Genomic DNA, 13,132 nt, shown 5'->3' with positions numbered 1-13,132 from the left:
TATAACTTGATACTTTAAAGGTGGAAAGAGGGAACTGTATGGGACAATCAATATTTTACCCGATTTTCTAACCGTAGTATGATCTTCCTATAACTGGAAAATAAATGGATGAATGAGATGCAGGGAGATTGGAAGGAAAGAGAAAGGAAAGAAGAAAGAGCGCCGGAGAATTTCCTCTGGCAGTTTGGCTTTGAGCAATCCTTTCGCATACAGGGCTATGCACTGCTCTATGCGCACGGCGATTCCATGCGGCCGCGCATCCTGGCAGGCGATTTGGTCCTGATTCAGCTGGGAGCCGAGGTGCAAAACGGCCAATATGCAGCAGTCTCCATTGATGGGGGAAGGGCAGAGCTTTTCCGCGTTTTGCGCCAGAAAAAGGGAATTTTGCTCTGCCCGGAGAACCGCGCGTTTCCCATGCGCTTTTTCCCCGCGCGTGAAACTTCGCGGCTGCGCATCTTCGGCAGGGTAGCAAAGAGCATGAGAAGTCTGTGAATTGCAATATCAAAATGAGTATTTGCAGTTTTTTAGGGGTATTTCCGCAAAAATATGGAAAAAAATCTGAATTTTTGAAATTTTACTATTGCAAACTTTCATATTTTTGCTATAATTAATGTCATGTTAAGTTTGTAGTTCAGATGCAACGGAGAATGTAGGAGGAAGAGAACATGACGTACACACAGAGAGTTTATGAATCCGTCAAAGCAAAGAACCCGGGCGAGCCTGAATTTTTGCAGGCGGTCAAGGAAGTTCTGGAGTCGCTGGAGCCGGTTTTTGAGAAGAAGCCGGAATACGAAGCGGCTGGCATTTTGGAGCGCATCGTTGAGCCTGAGCGCCAGATCATTTTCCGCGTTCCGTGGGTGGATGATCAGGGCAAAGTGCAGGTCAACCGCGGCATGAGAGTGCAGTTCAACAGCGCGATTGGGCCCTATAAGGGCGGCCTGAGGCTGCATCCGTCCGTAAACCTGGGCATCATCAAATTCCTGGGCTTCGAGCAGATTTTCAAAAACTCTCTGACCGGCCTTCCCATGGGCGGCGGCAAAGGCGGCTCGGATTTCGACCCCAAGGGCAAGAGCGATATGGAAGTGATGCGGTTCTGCCAGAGCTTTATGAGCGAGCTGTTCCGCCACATCGATGCGGATACGGATGTCCCCGCCGGCGATATCGGCGTAGGCGCCCGGGAGATCGGCTATCTGTTTGGCCAGTATAAGAAGCTGAAGAACCAGTTCCACGGCGTGCTGACCGGCAAGGGGCTGACCTATGGCGGCTCCCTGGCCCGCACGGAAGCGACGGGCTATGGCCTCATCTATTTCGTCAACGAGATGATCGGCGAAAAGGGCAAATCCTTCGAAGGTTCGACGGTCGTCATCTCCGGCTCGGGCAACGTCGCCATCTATGCCTGCGAAAAAGCGCAGCAGTACGGCGCGAAAGTCGTCGCGATGTCGGATTCCAACGGCTATGTCTACGATAAAGACGGCATCAAGCTGGATATCGTCAAAGAGATCAAGGAAGTCAAGCGCGGCAGAATCAAGGAGTATGCGGAGAAGACGGGTGCAGAGTATCATGAAGGGTGCTCCGGCATCTGGACGATTCCCTGCGATATCGCGCTTCCCTGCGCAACGCAGAACGAGCTGAACGAGGAGAGCGCAAAGGCGCTGGTGAAAAACGGCTGCTATGCGGTCGGCGAGGGCGCGAACATGCCCACCACGCTGGAGGCAACCAAATACTTCCAGGCGAACGGCGTCCTGTTTGCACCGGGCAAAGCTTCCAACGCAGGCGGCGTATCCGTCTCCGGCCTGGAAATGTCTCAGAATAGCCTGCGCCTTTCCTGGACATTCGAGGAAGTGGATGCAAGGCTCAAAGATATCATGGTCAACATCTACCGTCAGTGCCGCGATGCCGCAAAAGAGTATGGCAAGGAAGATAACTTCGTGGTCGGCGCGAATATCGCCGGCTTCGAGAAGGTCGCGAAATCCATGCTGGCGCATGGCGTTGTCTAAAGCAAATAGAAAAGCACCCGCAAGGGTGCTTTTTTTCTTGTATGAAAAATAAAAAAAGTCTGTAAAAATCAATCGCCTTGTTGCTGTTTTTGCATGTGGTTTTACCAGAATGCTCTTTCGCAAAAATTTGACATCGGATATTTTTCATGATAATAAAGAGGTATCGCAATATAAGGATATACATAACATAAACAATTCCTCGACATTATTATTGATGAGGTATGAAGCTATGAAGTTGGGAAAATGCAAACAATGTAATCATGAGTTCGAATACGAGATCAGTCGTAATCTCATAGTTTTTTGTCCATATTGTAAGGAATATGCCTTTTTGCTATGTGAATATGGGTTTGGCCCGGTTGTTCCCTGTAAAATACTTTTGGGGCAAGAAGAAATTGCCACGGTAACGTATCATGATAGAAACAATAGTATATATAGATATGATTCTGATAAATTTCATATTCATAAGGTGCTAGCAAAAGCATATCTTGAAGCGTTGTTGGAAGCGGAAGATATCACTGCTTTTTATCTTACCCCAGAAATAAAAGACAAGAATTCGCTGTATTTTGAACAGGTGGGTAAAAGGGACTACGTAGTATTCAATGGAATACGTTATAAAGTATTAAAGAAAACAAGGGACAAGTTTTTTAAATATTATTGGGATATGAGAGAATATGCGAAAGAAGTCGAAAATTTTGCATATAAAGTACTGGCGCAACAGAGTATATTAAATGACGGATATTTTGAAGTTTTCTAAAAATGGCAGTAATAAGTATTTTATGCCAAGGTAAATTTTAGAGAGATGCTATGTTGGAGATTGAGCAAAAGATAAATTTTAAATGATAGGCCATATCAAAAAGAGCAGAGAATTCTCTGCTCTTTTTCTATAAAGATTTCAGAAACGCTTCCAGGCGATTCAGCCCTTCCTCCAGCTCGGGCTGGCTATAGCAATAGGAAAGGCGGATATGCCCTTCCGTGCCAAAACAGGAACCAGGCACAGCCGCCAGCTTGGCCTCATGGATCATGCGTGTGCAGAACTCCTCGGAAGGCAGGCCGTATTTTTCGATAGAAGGGAAGCAATAGAACGCGCCCTCGGGCTCTGGCGTTTGCAGCCCCATTTTTTGCAGGCGCATGCACATAGCATCCCGGCGCCGGCGATACTGCTCGATCATCGGGGCGGGATCATATGCCAGAGCCTGCTCGCAGGCGGGCTGTAGGAAGGAGACAGCCGAAACCACAGTATAGGAATGCAGTTTCACAAGCTGCTCGGCGATGGGGGCGGCGGCCAAAACATAGCCCATGCGCCAGCCCGTCATGGCATAGGGCTTGCTGAAGCTCTGCACCACGATGATCTTTTCGCGAATCTGCTGGAACTGGGAAAAGCTCGGGCAATCGCCATAGCAAAGCTGGGCGTAGACGTCGTCGCAGATGACAAAAATATCCCGATCCCGCACAAGCTCGTAAATCCCTTCCAGCGTCTTTTGATGATAGACCACGCCGGTGGGGTTGTTGGGCGAGTTGAGCAAAATCGCCTTGGTGCGCTCTGTGATGCGCGAGCAGAGCGCGCCGGCATCGATCTGAAAGCCGCTCTGCTTGGTATCCAGCGGAACCATAACGCCGCCGGATAAGCGGATGATGGGCTCGTAGACGCCAAAAGCCGGGATGGGGACGATGACTTCGTCTCCCGGGTTCAGGATGCCGCGCAGTGCCAAAAAAAGCCCTTCGGTTGCGCCGTCCGTGATGATGACTTCCCCCGGGCGATAGCAGACGCCGTTCTTCTCCTGCTCGAACTGGCAGACGCGCTCCCGGAGCGCGTCATAGCCGGCATTGGGCGGGTAGTGCGTCAGGTTTTCATCCAGCGCGCGCTTTGCCGCGGCTTTGATGGGCTCTGGGGTATTGAAATCCGGCTCGCCAATCGTCAGGGAGACGCATCCCTCCACCTGCCGCGCCAGCGCAGTAAACTTGCGGATGCCGCTGGGAGAGAGGGAAAGAAGTTGGTTGCTCATGCGATGTTTCATACAGATGCTCCTTATGCGTTAGAGATAGAGCAGCTTCTGGAAGAGCGCGAGTCCAGGCTCCAAAAGCTGTTCGTCGAAATTAAAGCGATCGGAATGCAGGGGCTGGTCTCCGCCGATGCCAAGGAAGAAAAAGATGCCGGGCAGGCGCTGTTGGTAGAAGGAAAAATCTTCGGTGATCAGCGTGGGCTTTTCCAAGACCACTAGATTCTCCTGGCCAAGGCTCTGCAAAACTTGCTCAAAGAGCAGCGGGGAGTTATGGACGGGCGGATACCCTTCGCTCATATGCTGGGAAATTTGGCAGCCCAGCTCGCCCTCCAGTGAGCGCGCAATGGCAGAGAGGTTCTGCGCCAAAGCCTGGTGCAGACTGCCTGAAAAAGTGCGCAGCGTCCCTTCCAGGCGCGTATAGGCGCTGATGGCGTTGCGGGCAGAGCCGCTCTGCATTCGGCCGAACCGCAGCAGCCGGAACTGCTCCGGCTCAAATTCTTCCGCCATGCGGTAAGCGCGCTGTACGAACTGAACCCCGGCGCTTAAGGCATCGATGCCATCCTCCTGCCGGGCGATGTGGGCGCTTTTGCCGCAAATTTCAATGGTCAACTCGCTGGACTGCGCCATGAGGGCCCCGCTGCGGGATGCGATGACGCCGGCGGGCAGGCTGGGCCAGAGATGCAGGCCAAAAAGATGCGAGATGTGAAGCTGTTCCAATATGCCCGAATCGCAGATATGTTTTGCGCCGCCTGTCGTCTCTTCGGCGGGCTGGAAAATCAGGAGCACATTATGCGGCAGAGAGGAGAGATTCTGCGAAAGCCATTCGGCAAAGCAGAGCAGAATCGCCATATGCCCGTCGTGGCCGCAGGCGTGCATGGCCCCCTCGTGGCGGGAGCGGAAACCAAGCGCATTTTGCTCTTGTATGGGCAGCGCGTCCATATCGCTGCGGAAAGCAACGGCATCCTCTTTTCCCGCGTCAAAGAAAGCGCAGACCGCATCCCCATATGGGTGCAGAATGCGGCAAGGCAGCGGGCGCAAAGCCTGCTCGAGATATGCTCTGGTTTTGGGAAGCTGCTGATCCAGCTCGGGAATCTGGTGCAGTGCGCGGCGGTGCGCGGTGAGTTTTTCTAGCATGAGAGCCTCCTGTTGGTTCATAAAATAATTGTACCCCAATGCCCGGGCGAATGCAAATGCCGGCGGCGGCCAAAAAGTGCTTGCAATTTTGCGGTGAGAATGATATGATTTTGCTAACATTATGATAGAGGTGCGAAAACGAAGAGTTCTGCCCGAGCTGGCGAGCGAGGAAGGCAGGAGGGGGCAATTTCGCCGAATTCCCGGAGCAGGCGTGCGAAGGGGATGGGGCTTCGGGGAAAACCCGTGGCACTGTCTGCATGATACATGCGGGAGCGCTATCTTATGGCTAGAAATACAATCTGCGGCAGCAAGGCGCAGCTTTTGTGTGTATTCGCCAGCGGGGATTGCGCCCTGCTGGCTTTTTTGATGAAGGATAAAGGGGGTGATGGCAGTGGGCCTTTTTTGCAGAAAAAAATGGGCCTTGAGCAAAGCCATCACGGGGGCGCAGAGCGCCGCCCGGAAGCATTGCGGAGATAAAAACAAAGTCTAGATTCGCCTGGTAGGGCAAAGGAGAAAATTATGGCAGTAAAGGGTTCGATTGTTGCATTGGTAACGCCGTTTGCAAAGGATGGCAGCGTGGATTTCGGAAAGCTCCGGGAGCTTTTGGATTGGCATATTGAAAGCGGGACGGACGGCATTTTGATGATGGGGACGACGGGCGAAAATGCGACGACGGAACACGAAGAGGACGAGAAAATTTGCCAGTTTGCCATCGATCATGTGGCGGGGCGCGTTCCGATGATCATCGGCGGCGGCTCCAACTCGACGCGCACACAGATGGATAAGTGCATCAAATATTCCAAGATGGGGGCGGATGCGTTGCTCTGCATCTCTCCCTATTATAATAAGACGAACGCCGAAGGCATGTACCGCCATTTCGCAGAGGCGGCGGACGTCTCCGGGGCGCCCATCATTCTCTATAATGTCCCCGGGCGCACGGGCTGCTCGATTCCCGTTGAGGCTGTCGCCCGGCTCAGCCGGCATGGCAATGTCATGGGCATCAAGGAAGCCAGCGGCGATATCGCCTATGCCAGCGAAGTGGCACGGCTTTTGAGCGACGACTTTGTCATGTACAGCGGCAACGACGATATCACTGTCCCGCTGTTGGCGCTGGGCGGCGTGGGCGTCATCTCGGTCTGGGCAAATATTATGCCGAAAACCTGCCATAATATGGTCATGGATTATCTCCAGGGGCGGCAGAAGGAGGCGCTGGCCGTTCAGCTGCGCTATCTGGATCTCATCCACGCGCTCTTTATGGAGGTCAACCCGATTCCCGTCAAGGAAGCCATGAACCTGATGGGCATGAACGTGGGCGGATTCCGGCTGCCGCTGTATGAAATGCCGCAGGCCAAGCGGGAAAAGCTGGCGGCCATCATGCGCGAAGCCGGCCTGAAGGTGCAGTAAGGAGAGAACTATGAAGATTGTATTATCCGGCTATGGCAAAATGGGAAAAATGCTGGAGGAGCAGGCTGTGCTGCGCGGCCATGAGATTGTGGCGCGCATCGATATTGATAGTGTAGAAGCCTTTGCCTCTTTGCCCAAAGCGGATGTTGTTCTGGATTTTTCGCACCCCGGTATGCTGCCCTCCCTGGCCGGCTATATCCGGCGGACGGGCACGGCTCTTTGCAGCGGGACGACGGCATTCGGAGAGCAGGAGCGGCAGACGCTGGCCGAGCTGGCGGAGTATGCCCCGGTTCTGCACAGTGCAAACTACAGCCTGGGCATTGCGGTGTTCCGCAAGATGCTGGAGCAGTTTGCCCCCATGCTGCGGGAAGGCTTCGATGTGGAAGTGGTGGAAAAGCACCATAATCAGAAGGTCGATGCGCCCAGCGGAACGGCAAAACTGCTGGTGCAGGCTATCGATCCCGCGGGGGAGCGGGAAATCGTAACCGGGCGAGAGGGCATGTGCGGCAAGCGCAGCCAGGATGAAATCGGCGTATTTGCTCTGCGCGGAGGCACGGTCGCAGGCGAGCACAGTGTCTATTTCTTCGGCGAGGATGAGACGCTGTGCATCACGCATTCGGCTACCAGCCGGCGCATTTTCGCCGTGGGCGCGGTGCGGGCGGCGGAAGCGCTCAAAGACAAAGCGCCCGGCCTCTACGATCTGCAAAATGTGCTGTTTTAGCGAATACCAACGACAAAAGGAGAATACGAATATGGACGCCTATCAGATTATCGAATACATTCAGAAATCCGAAAAAAAGACCCCTGTGCGGGTTTTCCTTCAGGAAAAGGAGCCGGTCTGCTTCCCGGGGGCGATGGAATTTTGCGCCCAGGGCGGCATGAAGATCGTCTTTGGCGACTGGAAGGAGATCGGCCCGGTTCTGGAAAAAAATGCGGATAAGATCGAGAAAATCCAGATCGAGAACGACGCGAGAAACTCCGCCATCCCCATGCTGGATAAGAAGGAAATTGCGGCGCGCATCGAGCCGGGTGCCATCATCCGCGAGCAGGTGGAGATTGGCGCAAATGCCGTCATCATGATGGGCGCGATCATCAATATCGGCGCAGTCATCGGCGAGGGCACCATGATCGATATGGGCGTCGTTCTGGGCGGCCGGGCGACAGTCGGCAAAAACTGCCACGTGGGCGCGGGAGCTGTGCTGGCCGGTGTGGTCGAGCCGCCCAGCGCGACACCGGTCATCGTGGAGGATGATGTGGTCATCGGCGCCAATGCCGTGGTTTTAGAGGGCGTGCGCGTCGGAAAAGGCGCGGTTGTGGCGGCGGGCGCCGTCGTAACAGAGGATGTTGCGCCGAATATGGTCGTCGCAGGGACGCCTGCCCGGGTCATCAAGCAGAAGGATGAGAAAACCCTGGGCAAAACGGAGCTGGTTGCCGCACTGCGGGAGCTGAAATAGCAAAAGAGCAGAATGAAAAGCCGCTGGAATTTTCCGGCGGCTTTTTTTGTTTTGGGCAGGCTAATATTCGATTCCTCTGCGCGCAGGGGCGCGGCGCGATGCGAAGGGGTGCTTGACGGCGCGCATCTGTGTGGCATAGTCGGCTATGTCAAGCAGAGCCTGGGTTGGCGCGCGGCCAGTCAGCACGACCTCGCATTTTGCGGCGGCAATGGCCTGGCAGAGCTCGGATTCGGTCAAAATGCCCTGGGAGAGCGCATCCAGCGCTTCGTCCAGAATGGCAATCTGATATGCGCCGCTGGCCATATGCTCACTGGCCCTTTGGAAGAGTGCGTGTTGTGCGCGGCAGTATTCCCGCTGTTTTTCCGGGGGCATTTGCCAGAGAAATTCGGCAGGCCCTTCTGTGAGAATCTGGGCGCCCAGCTGCCGCAAAGGCTGAATCTCGCCGCTGGATCCATCCTTTAAAAACTGGCAGAACAAAGCGCCCAATCCGGTGCCCAGGCAGCGAAGGCATAGCCCGGCGGCGGCGGTCGTCTTGCCCTTGCCATCTCCGTAATAAATATGAACACAGTAATCTTGCATGGAAGCTCACTCCTTATTTTCTTATGATACCATGTCGTCAGCGCGCGGTGTGCGCTGGTGGCAGCCGTCAGTGAACGCTCGGCCCTTCGTGCGTTCATTTTACCATGATAAAGGCAAGAGCAAGCGTGCCTCTTCTTTTTGCACTGCGGCGAAATGATATGCCGCTTGAAGCGCTCTGCAAATTGTGTTACACTTTCTTTGACTGACGGGAGGGCTTATGAAAAAATCGAGATTCTTTCTCCTATTTTTGCTGATTCTGCTGCTCGTGCCTTTGGGGGCAGGAGCGGCAATTTTAGATGAACTTCCCCTGGAAAAGGGGGCGACGGGGCAGAGCGTCGTCATGCTGCAGCAACGCCTCATTGACTTAGGCTACCTGCATTTTCGGCCGACCGGCTCCTATGGCGATATGACGAAATCTGCGGTCGCCAGCTTTCAGGCGCGCAACGGGATTTCCTCCACAGGCGTTTTTGGCGAAAATACCTTTTCCAAGCTCTATAGCCGGGGCCTTGCGCGCACGGCAGGCAATCCCGGGATTCCAAGAGTCATCGGTCCGGGCGGGCAGGGCAAGCCGGAGCCGGGAGAACTGGCAAATTGGCAGGAGGTAAACAGCGTGTTTACGGTGGGCCAGACGGCGACTGTGATGGACTATAAGACGCAGAAGACCTATCAGGTGCGGCGCACAGGCGGCGAGAACCATGTGAACGCAGTTTTTGCCGGGGCGGACGGCGAGCAGGTGTTCTTATCCTGCTTTGGCGGAAGCTACACCTGGGAAAAGCGCCCGGCGATTGTGGAAGCGGGCGGCAGGCGCTTTGCGGCCTCTGTTTTCGGGACGCGCAACGCCGCCGGGGAAATCGATATCTATTTTTTTGAGAGCGGCTCGGATATGGGCGGCATTTTGGATGCGGAGCACCACAGCAACGTCTATCTGGCGGCAGGGACCAACGCATGAGGGAGATCAGAGAGATTGCGCCGCAAAAGCGCAATAAGAACCGGTATAATATCTCGGATGAAGATGGCTTTCTGACCTCTCTTTCCGTGGAGACTGTGCTGCGCTATCATCTCAAAGAGGGAATGCAGGTCTCGGATGAGCTGCTGGAGGAGATGAAGCGGGAAGATACCGTCAAATACGCCAAGGAGATCGGCGTGGCCTATGTCGCCTATGCTCCCAGAACCAGGCGGCAGCTGGAACAGCACCTCGCTAAAAAGGGCATCGATGCGCAGAGCATTGCTCAGGCGGCAGAGACGCTGGAGAAATACTCTTATTTGGACGACGCCGCCTATGTGCGGGAATTTGCGCGCAGTTATGGGGAAAAGCTGGGCGCCGGAGCCATGCGCCAAAAGCTCATGGAACGGGGCGTGGAGCGGCAGGTGATCGAGGAGAATCTGGAGCTCTCCCAAGAAGGGCAGCAGGCGGCGGCATTGGCGCTGGCGCAGAAACTGCGCCGGAAATATGCGGATCAGCCGGAGCCAAAGCGCAGGCAAAAGATGTTTGCGGCGCTTGCCCGGCGCGGGTTTTCCTACGACGATATCCGCGCAGTACTGAGCGAACTGGGAGAAGAGGAAGATGAGCTATTTTGAGCGGCTGAGAGCGGGCCTTGATGCGCGGGATACAGAGCTGTTCTGCCTGGAAGAGGTGGATTCGACCAACACATTTCTCAAAAAGCGGGCGGCCGAGCACAAGATGATGGCGGTCGCTCTGCGGCAGACGGCAGGCAGAGGGCGGCTGGGCAGAGCCTGGAGCTCGGAGGGAGAGAACGTCTATGCCAGCTTCTACTATCCCGCCCTACAGCAGGAGATGGGGGCAGTAACGCTGTGCGTGGCGCTGGCCGTCTCGGATGCCGCTCGGGATCTGGGAGTGGAAACGCAGATCAAATGGCCCAACGATATCTATGCGCAAGGCCGCAAGCTTTGCGGCATTTTATGCGAGGGCATCTATGAAGGAGCGCGTCTTCTGGGAATTGTCATCGGCATCGGAGTCAACGTCAATCAGGAGCAGTTTGATGCGGAAATTGCAGAGCGGGCAATTTCCATCAGAAATATCCTCGGAAGAAAGCAAAGGCTGGAAGAAGTCGTGTTTGGGCTGAAGCGGCATCTGGATGCCCGGCTGGCACGCTTTTTTGCCCAGGGTTTTCCGCCGCTTCGGGAGGAATACCAGGCGTGCTCCTATTTGCAGGGAAAAGAAGTTTGCGCAGGGGAGGCAGAGGGCCTCTGCATCGGGGTTTCGCAGGAGGGCGATTTGCTGCTGCAAACGCAAGACGGCGAGGTGCGGCGCATTCGCTTTGGGGAAGTGACTCAGCGGATACGGCCCAAAGAGGCATAAAAAAGGAGGATGGAGAAGCATCCTCCTTTTTGCATGGAAACCGCGCAAAAGTTTTGCCAAAAATATGAATAAAAGGTAAATAGATGGAAATAAAAAGTAGAGAGAGATTTTGAGAGATAATGAGAAATAAAGCGTGAAAACTGCGCGTTTTTCAAATGCCACACATCTTGTATAATTTGGCAACTTCTCTATAATAATAGTTGTTAGCACTCGATGTAAAAGAGTGCTAACAACCATTGAATGAAATGCAGATGATTTTTTAAGGAGGGTTTGAAAATGAAGCTAAAGCCGTTGGCGGATAGGGTTGTCATCAAATCGGTTGAAGTTGAGAAAGTAACCAAGAGCGGCCTGGTGCTGACGTCCAGCGCGCAGGAGAAGCCGCAGATGGCGGAAGTCGTCGCGGTAGGGCCGGGCGGCGTTGTGGATGGCAAAGAGATCACGATGTACGTCAAAGAGGGCGACCGCGTGATTTATTCCAAATATGCGGGCACAGAAGTCAAGCTGGATGGCGAGGAGTTCATCGTCGTCAAGCAGTCGGATATTCTGGCAGTGGTAGAGTAATTAGGAAGGAGATACACCATGGCAAAACAGATTAAATACGGTGAAGATGCGCGGCGCGCGCTGGAGAGCGGCGTCAATCAGCTGGCGGATACGGTAAAGGCGACGCTGGGGCCCAAGGGCAGAAACGTCGTGCTGGATAAGAAATTCGGTTCCCCGCTCATCACAAACGACGGCGTTACCATCGCGAAGGAAATCGAGCTGGAAGACCCATTTGAAAACATGGGTGCGCAGCTGGTAAGAGAAGTTGCAACCAAGACCAACGACGTTGCCGGCGACGGCACGACGACGGCGACCCTGATGGCTCAGGCCATGATCCGCGAGGGGCTGAAGAACGTGGCGGCCGGCGCAAACCCCATGGTTTTGAAAAAGGGCATTATGGCCGCGACCGAGGCGGCTGTTGAGGGTCTCAAAGAGCTTTCCAAGCCCATCGAGGGTTCTGCCGCTATCGAGCAGGTTGCATCTGTTTCCGCAAACGACGCGAATATCGGCCACCTGATCGCGCAGGCGATGGAGAAGGTTGGCAACGAGGGCGTTATCACCGTCGAAGAATCCAAGACCATGAAAACGGATTTGGTCGTCGTGGAGGGCATGCAGTTTGACAGAGGCTATGCCTCCGCTTATATGGCGACGGATACGGACAAAATGGAAGCAGTTTTGGACGATCCCTACATTTTGATCACAGATAAGAAGATTTCCAACATTCAGGAAATTCTCCCGCTGCTGGAGCAGATTGTGCAGACGGGCAAGAAGCTGCTCATCATCGCGGAGGAAGTGGAAGGCGAGGCGCTGGCAACGCTGGTGCTCAACAAACTGCGCGGCACGTTCAACTGCGTCGCCGTCAAGGCTCCCGGTTTTGGCGACAGAAGAAAAGCTATGCTGGAAGACATCGCTATCCTGACGGGCGGCACGGTCATCTCGGAAGAAGTCGGCATGGAGCTGAAAGAAGCGACTGTCGATATGCTGGGCTCCGCACGGCAGGTGAAAGTCGATAAAGAAAACACCATCATCGTCGAGGGCAAGGGCGATCCCGAAAAAATCAAAGCTCGGGTCAACTCCATCCGCAATCAGATCGAGGACTGCACTTCGGATTACGACCGCGAGAAACAGCAGGAGCGCCTGGCAAAACTGGCCGGCGGCGTAGCTGTTATCCAGGTTGGCGCTGCAACCGAGACCGAGATGAAGGAAATGAAACTGCGCATCGAGGATGCTCTGGCTGCGACGAGAGCGGCTGTGGAAGAGGGCATCGTTCCCGGCGGCGGCACGGCAATGCTCAAAGTGGAGGGCAAGGTCAAGGCGCTGATGGAGCAGGAGAGCGGCGATATCAAAACCGGCGTTTCCATCGTGCTCCGCGCTCTGGAAGAGCCGATTCGCCAGATTGCCGCAAACGCAGGCATCGAGGGCAGCATCATCGTCGAGAAAGTGCGCGAGAACCAGAGCAAATCTTTCGGCTACGACGCATATCAGGATAAGTTCATCGATATGATCGAGGCAGGCATCCTGGATCCGACCAAGGTTACGCGTTCCGCGCTTCAGAATGCGGCTTCCGTTGCATCCATGCTTCTCACGACCGAGAGCATCGTAACGGATATCCCCGCTCCCGAACCGGCTGCTCCGGCTGCTGGCGGCGGCATGGGCGGCATGTACTAAGAGAATACGAGAAATGCGGCAGAGTTATCTGCCGCA

General features: G+C 54.5%; 14 protein-coding genes and 1 riboswitch. Of the genes, 11 read left to right on the top strand and 3 right to left on the bottom strand.

What is annotated here, in order from left to right; all coding sequences use genetic code 11:
• The first annotated feature begins 108 nt into the window (after window positions 1–108).
• The 3 genes from AALG83_03600 (at window position 109) to AALG83_03590 (ending at window position 2,751) form a co-directional block, all read left to right on the top strand.
• Window positions 109–492 carry a S24 family peptidase gene (locus AALG83_03600; GenBank protein ID MEY8382235.1) on the top strand — a complete coding sequence of 128 codons (384 nt, stop codon included), beginning with the start codon at window positions 109–111 and terminating at the stop codon, window positions 490–492.
• A 173-nt stretch (window positions 493–665) separates the two neighbouring features.
• A complete protein-coding gene (gene gdhA, locus AALG83_03595) occupies window positions 666–1,997 on the top strand; it encodes an NADP-specific glutamate dehydrogenase (GenBank protein MEY8382234.1) in 1,332 nt (443 codons plus the stop codon).
• Between the two features lie 229 nt (window positions 1,998–2,226).
• Window positions 2,227–2,751 carry a hypothetical protein gene (locus AALG83_03590; GenBank protein ID MEY8382233.1) on the top strand — a complete coding sequence of 175 codons (525 nt, stop codon included), beginning with the start codon at window positions 2,227–2,229 and terminating at the stop codon, window positions 2,749–2,751.
• Window positions 2,752–2,878: 127 nt separating this feature from the next.
• Here AALG83_03590 and AALG83_03585 read toward each other — a convergent pair whose 3' ends face one another.
• Window positions 2,879–4,012, bottom strand: coding sequence for an aminotransferase class I/II-fold pyridoxal phosphate-dependent enzyme (locus AALG83_03585; GenBank protein MEY8382232.1), 1,134 nt, complete (start codon window positions 4,010–4,012; stop codon window positions 2,879–2,881).
• Between the two features lie 18 nt (window positions 4,013–4,030).
• The gene (locus tag AALG83_03580; protein MEY8382231.1) at window positions 4,031–5,131 is read right to left on the bottom strand and encodes an amidohydrolase; all 1,101 of its coding nucleotides are present in this window, start codon (window positions 5,129–5,131) and stop codon (window positions 4,031–4,033) included.
• A 117-nt stretch (window positions 5,132–5,248) separates the two neighbouring features.
• A riboswitch (Lysine riboswitch) is annotated at window positions 5,249–5,417 on the top strand.
• A gap of 233 nt (window positions 5,418–5,650) precedes the next feature.
• On the opposite strand from AALG83_03580, the gene dapA reads away from it, so the two are divergent.
• Genes dapA through dapD form a run of 3 tightly spaced genes read left to right on the top strand, consistent with a single transcriptional unit; the run spans window position 5,651 to window position 7,989 of the window.
• The gene (gene dapA, locus AALG83_03575; GenBank protein MEY8382230.1) at window positions 5,651–6,535 is read left to right on the top strand and encodes a 4-hydroxy-tetrahydrodipicolinate synthase; all 885 of its coding nucleotides are present in this window, start codon (window positions 5,651–5,653) and stop codon (window positions 6,533–6,535) included.
• A gap of 10 nt (window positions 6,536–6,545) precedes the next feature.
• Entirely contained in the window at window positions 6,546–7,256 is a 711-nt protein-coding gene (gene dapB, locus AALG83_03570; GenBank protein MEY8382229.1) for a 4-hydroxy-tetrahydrodipicolinate reductase, read from the top strand.
• 31 nt (window positions 7,257–7,287) lie between these two features.
• The gene (dapD, locus tag AALG83_03565; GenBank protein MEY8382228.1) at window positions 7,288–7,989 is read left to right on the top strand and encodes a 2,3,4,5-tetrahydropyridine-2,6-dicarboxylate N-acetyltransferase; all 702 of its coding nucleotides are present in this window, start codon (window positions 7,288–7,290) and stop codon (window positions 7,987–7,989) included.
• A gap of 60 nt (window positions 7,990–8,049) precedes the next feature.
• Here dapD and AALG83_03560 read toward each other — a convergent pair whose 3' ends face one another.
• On the bottom strand, window positions 8,050–8,568 hold the full coding sequence (locus AALG83_03560) for a cob(I)yrinic acid a,c-diamide adenosyltransferase (protein ID MEY8382227.1): 519 nt from the start codon (window positions 8,566–8,568) through the stop codon (window positions 8,050–8,052).
• A gap of 217 nt (window positions 8,569–8,785) precedes the next feature.
• Between AALG83_03560 and AALG83_03555 the strand changes: the two genes are divergently transcribed.
• The 5 genes from AALG83_03555 to groL all read left to right on the top strand — a co-directional run bounded on the left by AALG83_03555 (window position 8,786) and on the right by groL (window position 13,096).
• Window positions 8,786–9,517, top strand: a complete 732-nt coding sequence (locus tag AALG83_03555; GenBank protein MEY8382226.1) for a peptidoglycan-binding domain-containing protein — start codon at window positions 8,786–8,788, stop codon at window positions 9,515–9,517.
• Entirely contained in the window at window positions 9,514–10,146 is a 633-nt protein-coding gene (locus AALG83_03550; protein MEY8382225.1) for a RecX family transcriptional regulator, read from the top strand. Before AALG83_03555 ends, AALG83_03550 begins: the two co-directional genes overlap by 4 nt.
• Window positions 10,133–10,888, top strand: a complete 756-nt coding sequence (locus tag AALG83_03545) for a biotin--[acetyl-CoA-carboxylase] ligase (protein ID MEY8382224.1) — start codon at window positions 10,133–10,135, stop codon at window positions 10,886–10,888. Before AALG83_03550 ends, AALG83_03545 begins: the two co-directional genes overlap by 14 nt.
• 276 nt (window positions 10,889–11,164) lie before the next feature.
• Entirely contained in the window at window positions 11,165–11,449 is a 285-nt protein-coding gene (locus AALG83_03540; GenBank protein ID MEY8382223.1) for a co-chaperone GroES, read from the top strand.
• An 18-nt stretch (window positions 11,450–11,467) separates the two neighbouring features.
• A complete protein-coding gene (gene groL, locus AALG83_03535) occupies window positions 11,468–13,096 on the top strand; it encodes a chaperonin GroEL (GenBank protein MEY8382222.1) in 1,629 nt (542 codons plus the stop codon).
• Window positions 13,097–13,132 lie beyond the last annotated feature (36 nt).

Source organism: Christensenellaceae bacterium 44-20, from assembly GCA_041223705.1.
Lineage (GTDB): Bacteria > Bacillota > Clostridia > Christensenellales > Christensenellaceae > QANA01.
This window is presented reverse-complemented; position numbering and strand designations above follow the sequence as displayed.

Coding starts and splice junctions, on each gene's coding strand:
- AALG83_03600 (MEY8382235.1), top strand. CDS start 109: ATGAATGAGATGCAGGGAGATTGGAAGGAAAGAGAAAGGAAAGAAGAA.
- gdhA (MEY8382234.1), top strand. CDS start 666: ATGACGTACACACAGAGAGTTTATGAATCCGTCAAAGCAAAGAACCCG.
- AALG83_03590 (MEY8382233.1), top strand. CDS start 2,227: ATGAAGTTGGGAAAATGCAAACAATGTAATCATGAGTTCGAATACGAG.
- AALG83_03585 (MEY8382232.1), bottom strand. CDS start 4,012: ATGAAACATCGCATGAGCAACCAACTTCTTTCCCTCTCTCCCAGCGGC.
- AALG83_03580 (MEY8382231.1), bottom strand. CDS start 5,131: ATGCTAGAAAAACTCACCGCGCACCGCCGCGCACTGCACCAGATTCCC.
- dapA (MEY8382230.1), top strand. CDS start 5,651: ATGGCAGTAAAGGGTTCGATTGTTGCATTGGTAACGCCGTTTGCAAAG.
- dapB (MEY8382229.1), top strand. CDS start 6,546: ATGAAGATTGTATTATCCGGCTATGGCAAAATGGGAAAAATGCTGGAG.
- dapD (MEY8382228.1), top strand. CDS start 7,288: ATGGACGCCTATCAGATTATCGAATACATTCAGAAATCCGAAAAAAAG.
- AALG83_03560 (MEY8382227.1), bottom strand. CDS start 8,568: ATGCAAGATTACTGTGTTCATATTTATTACGGAGATGGCAAGGGCAAG.
- AALG83_03555 (MEY8382226.1), top strand. CDS start 8,786: ATGAAAAAATCGAGATTCTTTCTCCTATTTTTGCTGATTCTGCTGCTC.
- AALG83_03550 (MEY8382225.1), top strand. CDS start 9,514: ATGAGGGAGATCAGAGAGATTGCGCCGCAAAAGCGCAATAAGAACCGG.
- AALG83_03545 (MEY8382224.1), top strand. CDS start 10,133: ATGAGCTATTTTGAGCGGCTGAGAGCGGGCCTTGATGCGCGGGATACA.
- AALG83_03540 (MEY8382223.1), top strand. CDS start 11,165: ATGAAGCTAAAGCCGTTGGCGGATAGGGTTGTCATCAAATCGGTTGAA.
- groL (MEY8382222.1), top strand. CDS start 11,468: ATGGCAAAACAGATTAAATACGGTGAAGATGCGCGGCGCGCGCTGGAG.